Source organism: Flagellimonas sp. B-3, assembly GCF_056857835.1.
In genome coordinates this window covers 22380-41690 of the sequence record NZ_JBSXNW010000012.1, presented here as the reverse complement: position 1 = coordinate 41690, position 19311 = coordinate 22380, and the positions used below count along the sequence as shown (strand labels likewise).

Genomic DNA, 19311 nt, shown 5'->3' with positions numbered 1-19311 from the left:
TTTTAACGACTAATTTTACAGCATGAAAAAACACTACACCATTTTTCTACTTTTTTCATTCTTACAGATTGTTGGAATGTGGTCCCAAGAGGTGCAAATCTTTACCGTGAAAGATTTTGATTTGAAGGGCAAGGTGAAATCCTGTCTTGTTACCACCGATTATGGAAAGGAGTTGTTTGAGTTTGATAGGCAGGGTATTTTGACCAAAACCGTGACCCAATACAACGATACCGACCAAGACATTACCTATTATAAATATGATAATGGCGAATTGGTCGAAAAGCGTATGGAAAGTTATAAGAACAATGTGCTGGACGAATCCACTTCCATGGCAAATTTTTATGAGATTGATACGGTTCCCAACCGAAAAGTAACTGAGAAAATCATTTCGTACGATAAACAGTTCTTGGAGCAACAGCAGTACCATTATGATGATGAGGGTAAATTAGTCCGTATTATATCGTCCAATGGTGAAGGGGTGGACGAGACAACTTTTGAATATGGTCAAGTTAAAAATGAGCATACCGTGAGCACCTTTACGAACGGAATTCTTCAAAAAGCAGTTAGAACGTCTACCAAAAAAGGACCAAACGGCATCCAAGAAGCAGTTTTGACCAAGGAATATATTGATGGTGAACCCAATACGGCCAACGAAGAGGTTTTTAACGACAATGGTAAGTTGGTTACAAGTGAGGACTTTCTGTACGATGTGGCCGAGAAAGAGTTTGTATCGCAGCAAAAACGCTATTACCATTACTCTGACGGCAAATTGAGCAGAATGGTGAAAAAAACTATCAATACGGAGTCTACGGACAAATATATTTTTCAGTTTGATAGCCATACCCCCAGCAATTGGGTAAAACAGATTGTAACGCCAGGTAACACCTATATCACAAGAACTATCGAGTATTACGAAGAGGAAGTACCAGAGGAAAAAACCTCCAATTAAAAGTTATAGAGGTCAGTAGATATTTTTACATACTAAAAATAGCCTAAAAGTGTCAGGCTGAGTGCAATCGAAGCCTTTTTTGACGTTCAAAGAGTTCTCGACTGCGCTCGAACTGACATAGGAAAACGATTTAAAAAAACTGATAACAAGTATTTTAAATGCATAAATTGTATGTATTTTACTACTGACCTCTAAAAAGTTAAATCAAATTTTTGATGATATCGGGCTTCACTTCGTGCCCTCCTTCAAATATGGTAGTTTCCGCATTATCTTGGAACAACTTGTCAATTTTGATTCTCTCGCCTTTAAGTCGGTCTGGGGTCAAGAATTCATCTTGGTTGCCATAAATTATTCTTATATCGGTGTAACTGTAATCCAAAAACTCAAAATCTTCAGTAGTAAGTTCGTTCGGAATGCCACCAGCATATAAAACTACCAGTTTGCAATTTACTTTTTTACTTGCCAACCATCGGCTAGCTATGGAAACGCCTTGTGAAAACCCAAAAAGGATAAGATTCACATCTTCTGGAATATTTTCTGCTTCAAGTACGGCATCAATATAGTTGAGCACGTTTTTTACTTCCATTGATGTATTTTCCCTGGTCAACCAACTGGCGCCAACATATTTGTACTCGTTCTTCAAATAATATTTGGATGGGGCTTGGGGAACAATAATGTAGTTTTCCTCAGCATTCAAACCATTAAAATATTTTACAAAATAACGGCTCAAATAGCCAATTCCATGAAAAACCAACCATACATTTTTAGTTTTTTGGGTTAATTCATTCTGCGTTAGATAGGTATTTTCGGTAGTGTAGGTAACGGTCTTCTCTGTGTTGGACATGATTGAGGTCTCTTGATTTAGCTATTGCCAAAGCTTTGTGTAATTTTACAAAAAATAGAAAGATGAACGAGCATAAAGAGAAGATTCTGTCCGTTTGCAACGAAATATGCAAGGGAACATTAATGGAGACGTTGGACATTACCTATATTGATGTCGGCGAAAATTTTCTCTTGGCCAAAATGCCCGTAACACCCAAGGTGCACCAACCCGATGGTGTATTGCATGGCGGAGCATCCGTGGCACTTGCCGAAAGTGTGGGAAGTGCAGCATCCTATATTTTCTTGGACGGACAAAAGTTTTTTGTTCGCGGTATCGAAATTGCCGCCAACCACGTTCGTTCCATAAAAGAAGGCTTTGTGTATGCCAAGGCGTCCATTCTCCACAAGGGTAGGACTACCCAACTTTGGGAGATAAAAATCACCGACGAGGAGGACCGTTTGATTTCCAACTGTAAACTGACTACCATTGCACTACCCAGAAAATAAAGCTCTCGAAGAGATTTTGGAAAGGGCAGGGGCTTGTTTGGAAAAAGGGTTGCCCTTTGCGATTTACCGGAAGCCAAATAATACTAATATTGTCGGCGTATTTCAGTCGGGCAATGTGCTCCATTATTCCAAAGATTTTACGGAAAAAGGTTTTGTTTTCGCCCCTTTTAATTCAGAGGATAAAGTGGTTCTGATTCAACCCAATGAAGTATGGCAAGGAGAGTTTCATCCTGAAAAATCACAAAAAGCAAACACGATTACTTTGGATGAATCGGGGAAAGACGCCCATATCCAATTGATTAAAAATGGAGTCAAGGAAATTGAAAAGGGCAGGCTTCAAAAAGTAGTGCTTTCCAGAAAAATTGAGGTGTCCATCACAAAATCTCCCGTCAAAATCTTTAAAACACTTTTGAACACCTATCCGAATGCCTTTGGATATCTTTTTCATCACCCCAAAGTAGGGACTTGGTGTGGTGCAACGCCTGAAACTTTGGTTAAAGTAAAGGACAAGAAATTACAAACCATGTCCTTGGCCGCCACGTTACCTTATATTCAGAATGAAGATCCTAAATGGGGCAACAAAGAGATTGAGGAACAGCAAATGGTGTCCGAGTATATTGGCGACAAATTGGCACATACCATGGAACGGCTGGAAATTGATGAGGCCGAGTCCGTACGTGCAGGTAATTTGTGGCATTTGCGTTCGGAGGTGCGTGGAACCATGCTGCCCAACCTCAATGTCAAAGAAGTAATCAGGGCCCTGCACCCAACTCCTGCGGTCTGTGGAATACCCTCGGAAGAAGCGCAACAATTTATTAAAGCCAACGAGAACTACAAAAGAACATTTTACACAGGCTTTTTAGGGGAACTGAATTTACGTTCCCAAGGAGAGCTGTCCTTGTTCGTAAACCTTCGTTGCATGCAATTGGATGATGGTAAGGCTTTCATTTTTGTTGGGGGAGGAATTACCGAGGCCTCCGACCCGGAAAGTGAATGGATGGAGACCCAAAACAAAAGTAAGACCATGTTGGGCATCTTGTAAATTGATGTTTTGCCAGTATCGTTTTACCATCAAGATGATGTATTTTTGTAGTTAATGACGTATTCAGATATACCTTCCGCACAAACCTTGGTTTTGTATTTTAAATCAAGGGGCGTTAAAAATATAGTTATCTCACCGGGGTCCAGAAATGCCCCTTTGACCATCAGTTTTACCAAAAATCCTTTTTTTAAATGTTACAGCATTGTAGATGAGCGTTGTGCCGCTTTTTTTGCCATGGGTATGGCGCAGCATTTGCAGGAACCGGTTGCGGTAATCTGTTCATCGGGCAGTGCCATGTTGAATTTTTATCCAGCCGTTGCCGAAGCTTTTTACAGTGATATTCCCTTGATTGTAGTTTCTGCGGATAGACCAAGCTACCGAATTGATATTGGTGATGGGCAAACCATCCGGCAGGAAAATGTACTGGAAAAGCATATTGGTTATTCCGCCAATTTGAAACAGGATGTTTCCCATGCAACGGATGCCATTTCAAAATTTGGCAAGTCATTATTAAATGAAGAGCAAGAGGAAATACAATCGTACAATGAACGGGAAATTGCCAAGGCTCTTGCACTAGCTTTTGATGAAAAGTGCCCCGTTCACATCAACATTCCGTTTGAGGAGCCTTTGTACGGCAGGGTAGAGGAGCCTTCGGTGCAAATTAAAGATGATGGAAAATACTTGGAACAAAAATCTTCAAGCGAGGAGAATTGGGCCGAATTAACGAAGGTATGGAACAATAGTCCACGTAAACTGGTTTTGGTGGGCGTAAACCAACCCAACGCGATTGAAGCGGAAGTTTTGGAAAGCTTGGCACAGGACCCAAACACTTTGGTGTTTACCGAAACCACATCTAATTTACACTATCCGGAATTCTTCGAAAGTATTGATAGTATTATTGCACCAATTGAAAAATCCAAGAACAGGGAAGAACTTTTTAAAGCATTGCAACCAGAACTTTTGGTAACTTTTGGAGGATTGATCGTTTCCAAAAAAATAAAGGCTTTTTTACGTGAGTATCAGCCCAAGCAGCATTGGCATGTAGACATCAAAAAGGCCAACGACACTTTTTATTGCTTAACGAAGCACATCAAGACAAATCCCAATCAGTTTTTTAAAAAAGTTGTTTCAGAGAATAGTAATCCAACAAGCGATTACAAGGCGTTTTGGGAAAACAAAAAGAATAAGTACGAAGCAAAACGGGATACCTATCTTAAGGAAATTCCTTTTTCCGATTTTAGCGTTTTTGATCGTATCATCAAAAACATACCCAAAGGGTATCAAGTGCACTTGGCAAACAGTTCCACGGTAAGGTATGCGCAGCTTTTTCCTTTGGACGCATCATTGAAAGTATTCTGTAACCGGGGCACAAGTGGTATAGACGGTACCACATCAACAGCCGTGGGCAGTTCTATTTACAGTAAAGAACCTACTGTGTTGCTTACGGGCGACCTAAGCTTTTTTTACGACAGCAATGCCTTGTGGAACAATTATATGCGTCCAGATTTTAGGATTGTTCTCATTAATAATTCGGGCGGTGGAATTTTTAGGATTTTGCCTGGCATGGAGGAAACGGAAGAGTTTGAGACCTTTTTTGAGACCAGTCACAAATTATCGGCCCAGCACTTGGCCAATATGTACGGTTTTGAACATATTACTGCCCAAAATGAAACAGAACTGGAGCAAGGTTTGGCAGAATTCTATTCAAAATCGGATAGACCAAAAATCTTGGAAGTCGCCACACCACGTGTATTGAACAATAAAATTTTGCTTGGGTACTTCGATTTCATATCTTAGAACCTCAGCTATAAACCAATAAAGAACACTAATCAATTATGAGCAAAAGAGACGAACTGATCGAAAAGTACGCAGCGGACATCAAAAGCAAATTCGGACAAACACCAGACATGGATTTGTTGACCAAAGTAGCCATAGGACTGGGTCCTGCAATTTATAATTTAGATGCCTCCAAAGTTTCAGGTTCTGATGAGAAAGAACTGGAGACGGTAAAGAACAATTTTTTGATCAAAAAATTGGGGCTTGCCGAAACACCAGCATTGATGGAATCTATAAATAGTGTTATTGATGCGTACGGAAAGTCAGAAAAGAACAAACACCGCGCAGTAATTTACTATATGCTGACCAAGCATTTTGGAAAAGAATCGGTTTATAATTAGTAAAATTTATTATTTTTAATAAAAATTAATAGGTTAATAAAGTTAAGAAGGGCTGCTCTTGAAGGGCAGCTTTTTTTATACCCATAATTTACAACTACCTTTGCCGAATGATAGAATTGGGAAACTACAATACCCTTAAGGTGCTAAGAAGCACCAGTATAGGACTTTTTTTAGGTGATGACGAAGGCACGGAAATACTTTTACCGAACAAATATGTGCCCGAAGATTTTGAAATAGATCAAGATTTGGAAGTGTTCTGTTATCTGGACAATGCCGAACGCCCCATATCCACAACCCTAAAACCGAAGATTGTCCGGAACGGTTTTGCCTATTTGGAAGTGGTTGAAGTTGGGAATTACGGCGCTTTTTTGGACTGGGGGCTGGAAAAACACCTACTTGTTCCTTTTAGGGAACAGTCCGAAAGAATGGAGGGGGGAAGCAAATACATTGTTCATTGTTATATGGATGATGAAAGCATGCGTCTCACTGGATCTAGCCGGGTGGATAAGTTCCTCTCCAACGAAAATGTGGAATACGAGCAGAATGATCAAGTTGACCTTTTGGTCTATCGGAAGACGCCGTTGGGGTGGGAGGTGATAGTGGATGATAGGCATAAGGGGCTTATATTTGATAGCGATATTTTTAAGCCCATCGCTATTGGCGACCGTTTAAGGGGATTCATCAAAAATGTAAGGGACGATAAAAAGATAGATATATCCTTACAGCCCATCGGAGCCAAAATGTTGGAACCAACAGCTAAAATAATTTTGGACAAGCTAGAGGAGAACAACGGTTTTTTGCCTTTGCACGATAAATCATCACCAGAAGAAATCAAGAAAATTTTGCACTTGAGCAAGAAGGCTTTTAAAAAAGGAGCGGGCATTTTGTACCGACAGCGTAAAATCAATATTCAGGATGACGGAATTCATTTATTGTGATGAAAACCTTGTTGATGCCAGTTTCTTTCAAGCTTTCGGGCGGTAAAGTTTTTTTCTTTGGACAAAAATTCTATTTTTGTAAAGATTCATATTAACTTATTGGTTGTTATGTTTTTAGCATAGCATATAACATAAAACTCCTCCACAGCATGCCTTTTATTGAAGAAAGCGATTTGTTGGACCTTCATAAGGATATAGATAAGGCCCAGATTATAAACGAAAGACTGCTCGATCAAATTAAGTTCAAGAACAAAGATCTTCGTAAAATTAAACTACAGCGGAACATTCTTTTGGGTTTCGTGGGGCTGTTCGTGATCGGTACCTTGGCCATTACATCTTTTACTGCAGGCCTTAGTAGCAAACAATCTTTCGAAAATCAAAGTAATGTACTTGTTTCCATAGATAGTTTGGATGTGATCAAGGCAAGGATAGATAACCTTAGGTCCCAGAACGAAGAGCTGAGTTTGGTAAAGGAGTTTTACTTGGCCAAAGAGTTTTTGAACAAGGAAAAAATTTATTCCGTTCAGGTAAAATCTTTTGTGGAAAACAATGTAACCTTGGCTTCCGAAGCATTGACCAACACCCTTTTTGTAAAGACCAATCCGTTTTATGCCTATTCCCTTGGTAATTTTGAAACCTTGGAAGAAGCACAAAAATTTAGGCAGCAATTGGTTCAAATGGGCTTCCAAGATGCATTTGTTGCATCCTACAAGGATGGTCAAAGAGTTAAAATAGAAGATCCGTATTAATCTTGGGAAACACTAAGGCTTGGGTACAGGCTGCTAGACTGCGCACACTCCCTCTTTCTTTATCAGGAATAATTGTAGGCACCGCCTTGGCCATTTTGGAAGGCCAATTTGAACTGCCCATATTTATTTTGGCCCTGTTGACCACTGTTGGTTTTCAGGTAACCTCCAACTTTGCAAACGATTATGGCGACGGTGTAAAGGGAACGGACAACGAGGATAGAATTGGTCCGGCACGGGCAATACAAAGTGGCTCCATTACCAAAAAGGCATTAAAAAAAGGCATCGTTGTATCTATAATTATTAGTTTGTTGATTGCCTTGGCCCTTATTTATTTTGCCTTTGGCTTGGAAAATTTACCCTACATACTTCTTTTTTTACTACTGGGCCTATTGAGTATTTGGGCCGCTATTACCTATACCGTAGGATCCAATGCGTATGGATATAGGGGTATGGGAGACCTATTTGTATTCCTTTTCTTTGGTTTGTTGGGTGTACTGGGCAGTATGTTTCTCTATACAAAATCTTTGGGATGGTCCTCGCTTTTGCCCGCAATCTCCATCGGACTTTTGTGCGTAGCCGTGTTGAACTTGAACAACCTCAGAGATATAGTCTCCGATAAAAAGCATGGCAAGATCACCATGGTGGTTAAAATGGGTTTTAAGAATGGAAAACGCTACCATTTCCTCTTGATTTTAGTGGCTTTGATCAGCTTTGTATTATATCTTTGGATGGAGGACTTTGGCTGGAAACAATCCTTCTTTATGGTGGCCTTTGTGCCATTATTGATTCATTTACGAAAAGTGATGATGACCAAAGATCCGGGGGAATTGGACACCGAATTAAAAAAAGTGGCACTCAGCACTTTTTTATTGGCGTTGTTATTCTTAATTTCTGTTAATATTTTTTTGTAAATTTGATTTACAACCAAATAAACTTAAAGGAACCTTGGAACATCCGATAAAAATTTTAATCGTAGAGGATAATGTTATCATTGCTGATGACATGCAATCCATGCTAGAGGAAATCGGCTATGAAATTGTTGACAATGTCATAGTTTACGAGCAAGCAGTAGATGTCTTAAAGAACAATCATGTTGATTTGGTGCTCATAGACATCATTTTGGCATCGGACAAAACAGGTATCGACCTTGGCAAACATATCCGGGACACATACAACATTCCTTTCATATTCGTTACATCCAACTCGGACCGGGCCACCGTTGAAAATGCCAAAACGGTAAAACCGGATGGATATTTGGTGAAACCCTTTGAACAACAGGATCTGTACACATCCATTGAAATTGCACTGTCCAACTTTAACTATGCCAAAAAAGGAATAGACAAAGTAGCGGACGAAGCCGATGAAATTACTTCCAACTCCGTTTTAAAGGATTCCATCTTTGTAAAAAAACAACATCTGTACTATAGGATCCAGTTTTGTGATATCCAATTTATAAAGGCGGACAATGTTTATTTGGAAGTTAATACGGCCGATAAAAAGTTTTTGGTACGCTCCCCTTTAAAGGATTATTTGGAAAAATTGCCAAAGAACAAGTTCTATAGGGCCCATAAATCCTACATTGTCAACGTTGACCACATTGATGCCATCAACTCCAAGGACATTATGATCAACAACAACCTGATTCCGATTTCCAAGGATTTTAAAGAATTTATATTGTCCTCCATGAACAGTTAATGTTTGTTGGAACATACCATATACAAGTGCCTTTAGGGGCACTTTTTTTTGTGGCAACATTTTTTAAAGGGGGTGACAACAATTTTTAAGGAGTTCACAACAATATTTTTTCTACAATGCCTTACGCCCATACTTTAGCAGTGTTAATAAATCAGAAAGTAATTTTTTCATTTTCATATAGTGTTCTCGTAAAAGGGTCTTGTTGTAAAAAGCAGGGCCTTTTTCAATTTCATGCCCTTTGTGCCAATCCAAATATTCCATAAAAAGCACAAAACATCGACAAAATGCATTTTGACATACAGAAATTCTGTTTTCACAACAGAAAACAACACTTTCACAACAATAGTGGTCAACTCTTTCCTGTTGGATTTAATTTTGTGGGAAAACTAACGTTCTTTATATACCCCATACGTTGCAATTCGGTACAATGTTCCGTTTTTTGAATTGAATTGGTCGTTGGGGCAATAAAGGAAAAAAGGGCACGATAATAATATAGGACCTGTGGAAACAATCCGTGGTCGCTATATCAATTAAATTAATGGGACGTTACGTAAAATTTTTATTTACCACGGTATTTTTTGTTTTTCTTTTCAATTCATCTGCACAAAACGCTGTAGATGAAGAGGAAAGTGTCCTCAAAGAGTTTCAGGATACCGACCAAGCTTCTCAGCGGTTCGAGGTTTTTTTCAATTCCTTGGATCGGTACAATGTAAATTCTGCCTACGATTGGTTGGATACCATCAAAATTTATTTGGCCAATGCCCAAAAAACTCAAGATACTACAGCTTCGCACCTTTACCAAGTAATGCAGGCACAGGTGTACAACGATTTGGGCGAATATGATAAAAGTACGGCCCTTGCCATGGAATTGTACGAGATTAAGGATTCCTTGGATGCTGACTCCCGGCGAATAGTTTTGGATGTCCTCGATGATAACTACGCCAACCTCCAATTGTTTGATAAACAGATTGAAATCCGAAAACAAAAGCGTGAACTTGGATTGACCAATAATGTTTCCTTTTACGACATCTACAGCAATCTAGGATTGTATAGAAAAGCCCGTAACCAATACATAATGGAGGTAAAGCCAACCATTGCGGACAACGATTCCTACGGTTTGGCAAAATACCACAGCAAGGTGGGCAACTATTTAAGGTTGGACGACTCTGCACCAACGGCCTTGAGCGAGTTAAAAAAAGCAAAGGCTTATTTGGATGTGTATATCAACGATATTTCTACCCAAAAAAGTGAATCGGATATATTTGAAAGTAATCTGTTAAAGGCAGAAATAGAGGGCAACATTGCAAAATGTCATGTAATGCTTGGCGAATATGAAGAGGCAATACCACTATTGGAAACCAGTATTGAAACCTTAAATAAATCACCGGATAATAAGGATCAAAGCGAAGTAGTGGAAAACACCCTTTACTTGGCCGAAGCCAATTTGCAAATGGATCGCTTTTCTGAAGCAAAAAAATATTTAGATGTTGAGTTTGATAATATCTCGGTGCTCCAGACCATAAAAAAGAACAGTTTGCTGGCAGCTTTTTATGACAAGGTCGAAAACTATAAAAACGCCTCGATCTATTACAAGCGTAATGAAAGAATCAAGGATTCCTTATCAAAAAAACAATCAGCACTTATAAAACAACAATTGGTCACCATTGTTGCCAACGAGGACTTGGAAAATTCCCAAAGGCTCATAGATGAGCAAAAAAGAATAAACGAACTGGCCCGTAGCGAGATGAAAGCCAAGGATGAACGAATCAACTTGGTGTTTATTTCCTTGATATTTACCCTTTTGGGTTTTGCAGGATTGGTCTATGCTTATTTAAAGAGTATCAAAAACCAACGTTTGATCGCGGAACAGAAGCACATTATTGAAAATTCCCTTGTGGAAAAAGATTCTCTTTTAAAGGAGATTCACCATAGGGTAAAGAACAATCTGCAAATGGTGAGCAGTTTATTGAGCCTGCAGACCAAAAACACGCGTAGCAAAGCTGCGATTGTAGCTTTGGAAGAAGGCAAGAGCAGGGTAAAGGCCATGGCTTTGATCCATCAAAAATTGTATCAGAACGATGACCTTTCGGTGATAGAAATGCAAGGATATATCGAGAGTTTGATCAATAGTGTGCAATCCGTTTACAAAAAAGGTGGGCACAACATCAGCATTACCATTGATGCAGAAGGCACCGAACTGGACATTGATCGGGCCATTCCCTTTGGCCTGATTTTGAACGAACTTGTATCCAATTCTTTCAAGTACGCCTTTCCCGATAACGATGACAACGGTAAAATCTACATCCACCTGCGTAAAAACGGTGATCAAGGCTATTTTGAATATACCGACAATGGTATAGGGCTACCGGAAGATACCGATGAACGTGCCCACTCCTCCATGGGCATTCGCCTTATCAACCGATTGGTGAATCAACTTCAATCCAAATTGAACATAGATAGAGAAGTTGAAGGGGTACGGTTTTGGTTCAACTTTAGTTGATTTATTTTTCTCTCGCCTTTTAGGATTCAAAATATACTTAAATTTGGCCTACTTCATGAAAGCAAGCTATAAAAAGTATACCCTCAATTTTAAAGTCCCCAGCGGTACCTCGCGCGGGGTAATGACCCAAAAAGAAACCTGGTACATCATCCTTACAGATGCTAATGCATTTGGAATAGGGGAGTGCGGAATATTGCGCGGATTGAGTGTTGATGACGTGCCCGATTATGCACAGCAACTCGCTTGGGCCTGCAATAATATTCATTTGGGAAAAGATGAATTGTTGCATCATTTAAGGGCTTATCCGTCTATTCAATTTGGGCTGGAACAGGCCTTGTTGTCGTTACAATCCAAAGACCCGTTTGAGCTTTTTCCGTCCGATTTTACGCAAAAGGAATCCCCAATACCCATAAACGGGCTTATTTGGATGGGCGACGAGGCTTATATGCTAAAACAATTGGAGCAAAAACTGAAAGATGGTTTTGGCTGCATCAAAATGAAGATAGGAGCTATTGATTTTGAAAAAGAAGCGGCCATTCTTAAAACCATTCGCAAAAATTTTTCACCAGAAGAAATAGAACTTCGGGTAGATGCCAATGGAGCGTTTTCACCCGAAGAAGCCATGGATAAATTGGAACGCTTGTCCACATTTAAAGTGCATTCCATTGAGCAGCCCATAAAAGCAGGACAATGGCAAGAGATGGCCAAGCTTTGCAAAAAAACACCATTGCCCATTGCCTTGGACGAGGAATTGATCGGAGTTTTTGATGTAACACAAAAAGAAAAATTGCTACAAACCATACAACCGCAATATATCATATTGAAACCAAGTTTGGTGGGCGGGATAAAAGGTAGCCAAGAGTGGATAGATTTAGCAGAGAAACAAAGCATTGGTTGGTGGATTACAAGTGCGCTGGAAAGCAATATTGGGCTTAACGCCATTGCGCAGTACACGTATTCGCAGGACACAACAATGCCCCAAGGGCTGGGAACAGGTAGCCTATTTACCAATAATATAGCAAGTCCTTTGGAGGTAGCCGAGGGCAAGCTTTTTTACAGCCGAACAAATGGCTGGGATATGGATTTAATACAAGAAATATGTACATAGAGCAAGGATATAAAGGAAGTATAGGACTTTGGAAGTATTTGGTTTTGCCAGTTGGATTTATTGCGTTTATGGTATTGAATTATATCACAACCATAAATTCCCCAGTAAGCGTGGAAGATGCTATGCAACAAATCATTGATCAATTTGGGAGTAATCTTGTGCTGATTATATTGTTGGCGCCTTTAGTGGTCGGTTTTTTTGTTGTTCTAGGTTGGACACTATTGGTTCATCAACAATCCATTACCTCCTTAACTACTTCACGAAAGCGAATAGATTGGAAACGAATACTATTGGCTTTTGGTTTATGGAGTGTTGCTACAATAGTACTTACAGGAGTTGACATTTATTTCTCTCCGGAAAACTACGTGCTTAATTTTAATCTTTCAAAATTTATCCCATTGGCCATTATTGCCATCTTGTTAATCCCACTACAGACCAGTTTTGAAGAATATTTATTCAGGGGCCACATGATGCAGGGGATTGGACTTATAGCCAAAAACAAGTGGGTGCCATTGGTAATCACTTCCAGTTTATTTGGTTTGATGCACCTAGCAAACCCCGAAGTCGAAAAACTTGGTTTAGGTATAATGATTTACTACATAGGAACAGGATTCTTTTTGGGGATTTTAACTCTGATGGATGAAGGGCTTGAGTTGGCTCTTGGATTTCATGCAGCCAATAATTTGATTACGGCTTTGCTAGTGACCGCTGATTGGACTGCTTTTCAAACCAATTCAATATTTAAGGATATCTCAGAACCCGTATTGGGATGGGATGTTCTGATTCCAGTTTTTGTGGTTTATCCCATTTTGCTGTTTATTTTCTCAAAAAAATACGGCTGGAAGAACTGGAACGAACGCCTTTTTGGAAAAGTGTTGACCAAAGAAGAATATGTAGCAATTAGCGATGGAGCATCCGACTTGGCATAATGTCCACCCCGATTTTAGGTTAAACGATATTCCATTAAATTTTGAAGGTCTACCTAAAATTGGTCAAAATCTCATAAAGGGAGGAAAGCCGTTTGAAAAAAGCATTGGAGACTTTTTGTTGGACTGGGCTTCGGATGAGTCAACAATAAAAGTACATACTTCGGGATCTACGGGCAAACCTAAAACCATTGTGCTTAAAAAAAAGCAAATGGTAAATTCCGCACTGGCTACGGGAACATATTTTGAATTAGAGCCCAAGCATAAGGCACTTTTGTGTTTGCCATGTGCCGGAATTGCCGGAAAAATGATGTTGGTACGTGCCATGGTTCTCGGTTTACATTTGGATTATGTGGAACCCTCATCGACACCCTTGTCAAATACTAATAAAACCTACGATTTTGTGGCCATGGTGCCCTTACAGGCCCAAAATTCCTTGAAAGTTTTAGTAAGGATCAACAAACTGATAATTGGTGGCGCACCCGTGGATTCAAGTTTGCGAAGCAAGCTTAAAACGCTAACTGTTGAAGCTTATGAAACCTATGGGATGACAGAGACCATAACACATATTGCCGTAAAACGAATAACTGATGATTCAGTTAATAGTTTTGAGACGCTGCCCCATGTTTTTGTAAGCCAAGACGATAGGGAGTGTCTTGTAATTGACGCACCTAAAATTTCAGACGAGAAAATAGTCACCAATGATTTGGTGGAACTTGTAAGTAACACCAAGTTTAAATGGCTGGGCAGGTACGATTCCATAATCAATTCGGGCGGAATCAAATTGGTTCCCGAGACGATTGAGGAAAAACTATCAAGTGTAATACAATCGCGTTTTTTTGTTGCTGGTATGCCAGATGAAACTTTGGGACAAAAATTAGTCCTCGTTGTAGAAGGTGATTCAACCGATGCGCAAGAATTGCATCGAGCCGTCAAAGAATTAAAAACGCTATCAAAATACGAGCTACCCAAGGAGGTTTATTTTGTAAAAGCTTTCTCGGAAACTGAAACTAAAAAAATCAATAGACAAAAAACAATACAGCAGATTGCTTAATTTTATAAGCATCAAACTAAAAAATCAACCATGCGAAAAACCATCAACCTAATAGTGCTGCTATTGCCCTTTATTGCCATTTCCCAACAAATACTCCCCGAAGTGGAACGGGCAAGAGTAGTGGACGAAATCCTTGAGGATAGGTTTAATAATTTACTGCCAAAATTAATGGACGAGACCGGATTGGATATGTGGGTATTGATTTCCCGCGAATACAACGAAGACCCAGTTCTTAAGACGATGCTTCCCGCGACATGGTTGAATGCAAGACGAAGGACTATCATCCTCTTTTATAGGAATAAGGAGAACAACACAATAGATAAATTGGCCGTCTCCCGTTATAATATCGGAAAAAGCATTATTTCCGCTTGGGATAAGGACAAAGAGCCCAATCAGTGGAAACGTTTGATGGAATTGATTACCGAACGGAACCCTGAGAAAATAGGGCTCAATTTTTCCAAGGACCACAACATAGCCGATGGTCTTGATAAAACGGATTACGATGAGTTTATGTCCAATCTACCTAAAAAATACCGATCCAAAGTGGTTTCCGCAGAACAACTGGCAGTACGTTGGATAGAGACCCGTACACCTCGGGAAATGACCATTTTTAATCAGTTGACGGATATTACCCACGACATTATCGCCGAAGCTTTCTCGAAAAAGGTGATTACGCCTGGCGTTACCACCACCACCGAAGTGGAATGGTGGATGCGTCAAAAAGTTACTGATTTGGGTCTGGAGACTTGGTTTCATCCTACCGTGGATGTTCAGCGGACAAGTGAAGAGTTGGTAGGTCACCTATATTCTTTTTCGGGAAGACCAGATGACGAAGTCATCCAACAAGGGGATCTGTTGCACTGCGATTTTGGAATCACCTACTTGCGTTTAAATACGGACTGCCAGGAACTGGCCTACGTACTTAAACCAGGAGAAACCGAAGCCCCCTCTTTTTTGGTGAACGCTTTATATGATGGTAACCGTGTACAAGACTTTCTCACCCAAAACATGGTAGCGGGCAGGGTAGGCAACGAGATTTTGGCCAAAGCCCTGCAAGATGCGAAAGATGCTGGACTAAAACCATCAATTTACACCCATCCTTTGGGTACCTATGGACACTCTGCCGGAACCACTATTGGTATGTGGGATGCACAAGGCGGGGTTATGAAAGATGATGGTGAAAACTATCCCTTAAATCCCAACACCGCCTATGCTATTGAACTGAATGCCACCGTGAACATCCCCGAATGGAACAGGGACATCCGCATAATGCTGGAAGAACCTGGTTTTTTTGGTGAAGATGGGTTTCGATACATTAATGGACGACAAACCGAATTATTGTTGGTCCCAAGGCCAAAATCGCATTTAGGGAACTGATTATTTTTTTGTAGATTTAGTAACCTTCTAATTTTCAAGTTGCTATGAGGTTGCTATATTTTGCAGGAGTATTTATTTTGTTTTCTGGTATGGCCTATGGTCAAAATCAGATCAAAGGGCGTGTCACCGATGGTAAATTGGCATTGTCCAACGTTCAGATTGCCAATTTGACCACAGGAAGTAAAACGGCGTCCGATACCGAGGGCCGATACCGAATTATGGCCAAGCCACGTGAAGAACTTCAATATACGCACATGGGCATGGATACCATCACCATTATCGTTGAAGATGTTACCAGGATTTTGAATGTAAAGATGAACATTAAGGTGGAAGAGTTGGCCGGAGTAGAGGTAATAAGTGAAGTAGGTAGGAACAAACAACGTATTTTACAACAACAGTACCCCAACAACGACAAACTGATTAGAACTGCATTTGGAATCATTGACGCGGAAACTTTCCCAAGTCGTTTGCCGGTACTTACCAGTAAGGATATGATCAGTAACCATTATCATTTTGGAATGTTTCTTAGGGGCAAGTTCGCGGGGTTGAATGTGGTTATTTATCGAAATATGGAATTCGATGTATTTTCGAGAGGATTAGGATCTGTTCGAGCTAAAAAACCAGCTATTTATGATATTGATGGTCAAATCTTTACTCAGGGACCATCATGGTTAGACCCAAGTACGGTGGAACGGGTAGCTCTTATGCCAGGTCTTATTGGTGCTTCAAAATATGGGTCTATAGCAGATGGTGGAGTTGTAGTGGTCAATACCAAAAACGGCACATACAAGTCTAAAGATTATAAACCCTTCGATCAAGCAAAACTGAGAAACAATTTTGTAAAGGAAGGTCAGGTAAAAGAAAGAATAGATGCGCAAACATTGCCCGTTTATTTAGAACAACTTTACCAAAGTGAATCTGCAGCAACAGCCAAAAACATTTACAGTAAAATGAAGGGAACCTACGGTAATCACCCGTATTTTCTTTTGGATTCCTATACTTATTTTTATGAGGAACGCGGGGAGGAGGACTTTGCAGAGGAAATTTTGGAAAGATTTATAAATGTAACCGATAAAAACCCAGTGATGCTGAAAGCGCTCGCCTACACGTTGGAGAGCGAGGAGAGGTACGAAAAGGCCCATGAAATCTATAAAAAAGTGTATTCATTACGTCCTGATTATGCCCAAAGCTTTATAGATATGGCCAATAGCTATCGTAATTTGGATCAACCCAAGTCCGCAACCACTTTATATGCAAGGCATGCATATCTTCAGGATGAGGGAATGTTGCCTGTGGATAGTATGGAACTGGGGATGATCATGAAGCGAGAAATCAAGAATTTGTTCACTCTGGAGAACAGCACCTTAAAAATCAAGGATAGAAAAAAGGATAAGGAAGCAAAATATGCTGCCAGACTTGTTTTTGAGTGGAACGATTCGGAAGCCGAGTTCGATTTGCAGTTTGTAAACCCAAGCAATCAATATTTCAACTGGAAACATACCTTGGCCGAAATGCCAGAGAGGATTCGTTCCGAAAAGAAATTGGGCTATTCCATGGCCGACTTTATGCTTGATGATGAATTGCCGGGTATTTGGAAAGTAAATGCAACCTACCATGGCAACAAACAATTGACGCCCTCTTACCTAAAAGTGACCATTTATCGCAACTACGGCAGCAAATTGCAAAGCAAAGAGATTAAGGTTTATCGTTTGGGCACCAAAGGGGCCAATCGGCATTTGTTTGATTTTACTCTTCCCTCACCAATGGCCCAAAGCAAATAAATTATACTTGTAGCACTCCCATATTAAATTGCTTCTCAATAGGAGCATGGTTAGCCGCCTCAATTCCCATGGAAATCCATTTACGGGTATCCAACGGGTCGATTATGGCGTCCGTCCAAAGTCGGGCTGCAGCGTAGTAGGGTGATATTTGGTCATCGTACCGTTGCTTTATTTCATCAAAAAGCTCTTTTTCCTTTTCGGCATCAACAGATTTGCCACTTTTCTTCAAACTGGCCTTTTCAATCTGCAAAAGCACTTTTGCGGCAGAGTTTCCGCTCATAACGGCAAGTTCGGCACTTGGCCAAGCCACAATCAATCTTGGGTCATAGGCCTTTCCGCACATGGCGTAATTTCCCGCCCCGTAGCTGTTGCCAATTACAATGGTAAATTTGGGCACTACAGAATTGCTCACGGCATTCACCATTTTGGCTCCATCTTTTATAATACCGCCATGCTCACTTTTACTGCCCACCATAAATCCGGTAACATCTTGTAAAAACACGAGTGGAATTTTCTTTTGGTTGCAATTGGCGATAAATCGGGTGGCCTTGTCCGCAGAATCGGAATAGATGACACCGCCAAACTGCATCTCGCCCTTTTTGGTTTTGACAACCTTTCTTTGATTGGCTACAATGCCCACGGCCCAACCATCTATGCGGGCGTAACCCGTTAAAATGGTTTTTCCGTAGCCTTCCTTATATTGCTCAAATTCGGAATCGTCCACCAAACGTTTTATGATTTCCAACATATCGTACTGGTCGCTTCGGGATGCCGGCAATATGCCAAAAATATCATCAGGATTCTCGACCGGTTTCTTGGCTTCAACCCGATTGAAGCCTGCCTTGTCAAAATCCCCGATTTTGTCTACAATGTTCTTTATTTTGTCCAAAGCATCTTTATCATCTTTGGCTTTGTAGTCAGTTACCCCACTAATTTCGGAATGCGTCGTAGCGCCGCCCAAGGTTTCGTTGTCAATACTCTCCCCGATGGCAGCCTTTACCAAGTAACTTCCTGCTAAAAATATGCTCCCAGTTTTGTCGACGATCAAAGCTTCGTCACTCATAATGGGCAAATACGCACCACCAGCTACGCAACTACCCATAACGGCTGCAATTTGGGTAATTCCCATACTGCTCATCACGGCATTGTTTCTAAAAATGCGTCCAAAATGTTCTTTGTCGGGAAAAATCTCATCCTGCAAGGGTAAATACACTCCAGCGCTATCCACCAAATAAATAATGGGCAACTTATTTTCGATGGAAATTTCCTGAGCACGTAGGTTTTTCTTTCCCGTAATCGGGAACCAAGCGCCAGCCTTTACGGTAGCATCATTCGCCACGACAACGCATTGTTTACCTTGCACATAACCCACTTTAACCACAACACCGCCCGATGGGCACCCACCGTGTTCCTCGTACATATCTTCACCGGCAAACGCACCTATTTCAATGGATTGGGTGTCATCATCCAACAAATAATCAATACGTTCCCGAGCGGTCATTTTGTCTTTGGCATGATGCTTTTCAATACGGCTTTTACCACCGCCGAGTTTCACTTTGGCCAATCTACGGTTCAGGTCTGAAAGTTTTAATTTATTGTGGTCTTCGTTCTTATTGAAGTTTATATCCATTCTTTTTGAAAATTCATTTAGTTGGTTAAAGATAAGGAGTTATAATTATTACTTTT

General features: G+C 40.4%; 17 protein-coding genes. 15 read left to right on the top strand and 2 right to left on the bottom strand.

Annotated features, from left to right (window positions below; translation table 11 throughout):
• The first annotated feature begins 22 nt into the window (after positions 1-22).
• A complete protein-coding gene (locus AC13CS_RS01960) occupies positions 23-949 on the top strand; it encodes a hypothetical protein (RefSeq protein ID WP_293162787.1) in 927 nt (308 codons plus the stop codon).
• Between the two features lie 199 nt (positions 950-1148).
• On the opposite strand, the gene AC13CS_RS01955 is transcribed toward AC13CS_RS01960, so the two are convergent.
• Positions 1149-1793, bottom strand: a complete 645-nt coding sequence (locus AC13CS_RS01955; RefSeq protein WP_293162790.1) for an alpha/beta hydrolase family protein — start codon at positions 1791-1793, stop codon at positions 1149-1151.
• Between the two features lie 62 nt (positions 1794-1855).
• Between AC13CS_RS01955 and AC13CS_RS01950 the strand changes: the two genes are divergently transcribed.
• The 14 genes from AC13CS_RS01950 to AC13CS_RS01885 all read left to right on the top strand — a co-directional run bounded on the left by AC13CS_RS01950 (position 1856) and on the right by AC13CS_RS01885 (position 17625).
• Positions 1856-2278 (top strand): hotdog fold thioesterase, encoded by a 423-nt coding sequence (locus AC13CS_RS01950; RefSeq protein WP_293162793.1) that lies wholly within the window; start codon positions 1856-1858, stop codon positions 2276-2278.
• The gene (locus AC13CS_RS01945) at positions 2259-3320 is read left to right on the top strand and encodes a chorismate-binding protein (RefSeq protein WP_293162796.1); all 1062 of its coding nucleotides are present in this window, start codon (positions 2259-2261) and stop codon (positions 3318-3320) included. Before AC13CS_RS01950 ends, AC13CS_RS01945 begins: the two co-directional genes overlap by 20 nt.
• 54 nt (positions 3321-3374) lie before the next feature.
• Positions 3375-5117, top strand: a complete 1743-nt coding sequence (gene menD, locus AC13CS_RS01940; RefSeq protein ID WP_293162799.1) for a 2-succinyl-5-enolpyruvyl-6-hydroxy-3-cyclohexene-1-carboxylic-acid synthase — start codon at positions 3375-3377, stop codon at positions 5115-5117.
• A gap of 38 nt (positions 5118-5155) precedes the next feature.
• On the top strand, positions 5156-5497 hold the full coding sequence (locus AC13CS_RS01935) for a DUF2853 family protein (RefSeq protein ID WP_166247927.1): 342 nt from the start codon (positions 5156-5158) through the stop codon (positions 5495-5497).
• A gap of 107 nt (positions 5498-5604) precedes the next feature.
• On the top strand, positions 5605-6435 hold the full coding sequence (locus AC13CS_RS01930; protein WP_293162807.1) for a S1-like domain-containing RNA-binding protein: 831 nt from the start codon (positions 5605-5607) through the stop codon (positions 6433-6435).
• 149 nt (positions 6436-6584) lie between these two features.
• A complete protein-coding gene (locus AC13CS_RS01925) occupies positions 6585-7184 on the top strand; it encodes an SPOR domain-containing protein (protein ID WP_014034277.1) in 600 nt (199 codons plus the stop codon).
• Between the two features lie 2 nt (positions 7185-7186).
• Complete coding sequence (menA, locus tag AC13CS_RS01920) at positions 7187-8095, top strand: 1,4-dihydroxy-2-naphthoate octaprenyltransferase (protein WP_293162810.1); 909 nt, start codon at positions 7187-7189, stop codon at positions 8093-8095.
• A gap of 34 nt (positions 8096-8129) precedes the next feature.
• Positions 8130-8879: a LytR/AlgR family response regulator transcription factor gene (locus tag AC13CS_RS01915; RefSeq protein WP_014034279.1), complete on the top strand. Its 750-nt coding sequence runs from the start codon at positions 8130-8132 to the stop codon at positions 8877-8879.
• A gap of 538 nt (positions 8880-9417) precedes the next feature.
• The gene (locus AC13CS_RS01910) at positions 9418-11379 is read left to right on the top strand and encodes a histidine kinase dimerization/phosphoacceptor domain -containing protein (protein ID WP_293162814.1); all 1962 of its coding nucleotides are present in this window, start codon (positions 9418-9420) and stop codon (positions 11377-11379) included.
• Positions 11380-11434: 55 nt separating this feature from the next.
• On the top strand, positions 11435-12487 hold the full coding sequence (menC, locus tag AC13CS_RS01905) for an o-succinylbenzoate synthase (RefSeq protein WP_293162817.1): 1053 nt from the start codon (positions 11435-11437) through the stop codon (positions 12485-12487).
• On the top strand, positions 12478-13416 hold the full coding sequence (locus tag AC13CS_RS01900; protein ID WP_293162820.1) for a CPBP family intramembrane glutamic endopeptidase: 939 nt from the start codon (positions 12478-12480) through the stop codon (positions 13414-13416). Before menC ends, AC13CS_RS01900 begins: the two co-directional genes overlap by 10 nt.
• Positions 13394-14467 (top strand): AMP-binding protein, encoded by a 1074-nt coding sequence (locus AC13CS_RS01895; RefSeq protein WP_293162823.1) that lies wholly within the window; start codon positions 13394-13396, stop codon positions 14465-14467. The genes AC13CS_RS01900 and AC13CS_RS01895 overlap by 23 nt, the downstream gene beginning before the upstream one ends.
• 30 nt (positions 14468-14497) lie before the next feature.
• The gene (locus AC13CS_RS01890; RefSeq protein ID WP_293162825.1) at positions 14498-15844 is read left to right on the top strand and encodes a M24 family metallopeptidase; all 1347 of its coding nucleotides are present in this window, start codon (positions 14498-14500) and stop codon (positions 15842-15844) included.
• Positions 15845-15888: 44 nt separating this feature from the next.
• The gene (locus AC13CS_RS01885; protein ID WP_293162828.1) at positions 15889-17625 is read left to right on the top strand and encodes a hypothetical protein; all 1737 of its coding nucleotides are present in this window, start codon (positions 15889-15891) and stop codon (positions 17623-17625) included.
• A 1-nt stretch (position 17626) separates the two neighbouring features.
• Here the strand turns inward: AC13CS_RS01885 and AC13CS_RS01880 are convergent, their stop codons facing one another.
• Positions 17627-19255, bottom strand: coding sequence for a carboxyl transferase domain-containing protein (locus AC13CS_RS01880; protein WP_293162831.1), 1629 nt, complete (start codon positions 19253-19255; stop codon positions 17627-17629).
• Positions 19256-19311 lie beyond the last annotated feature (56 nt).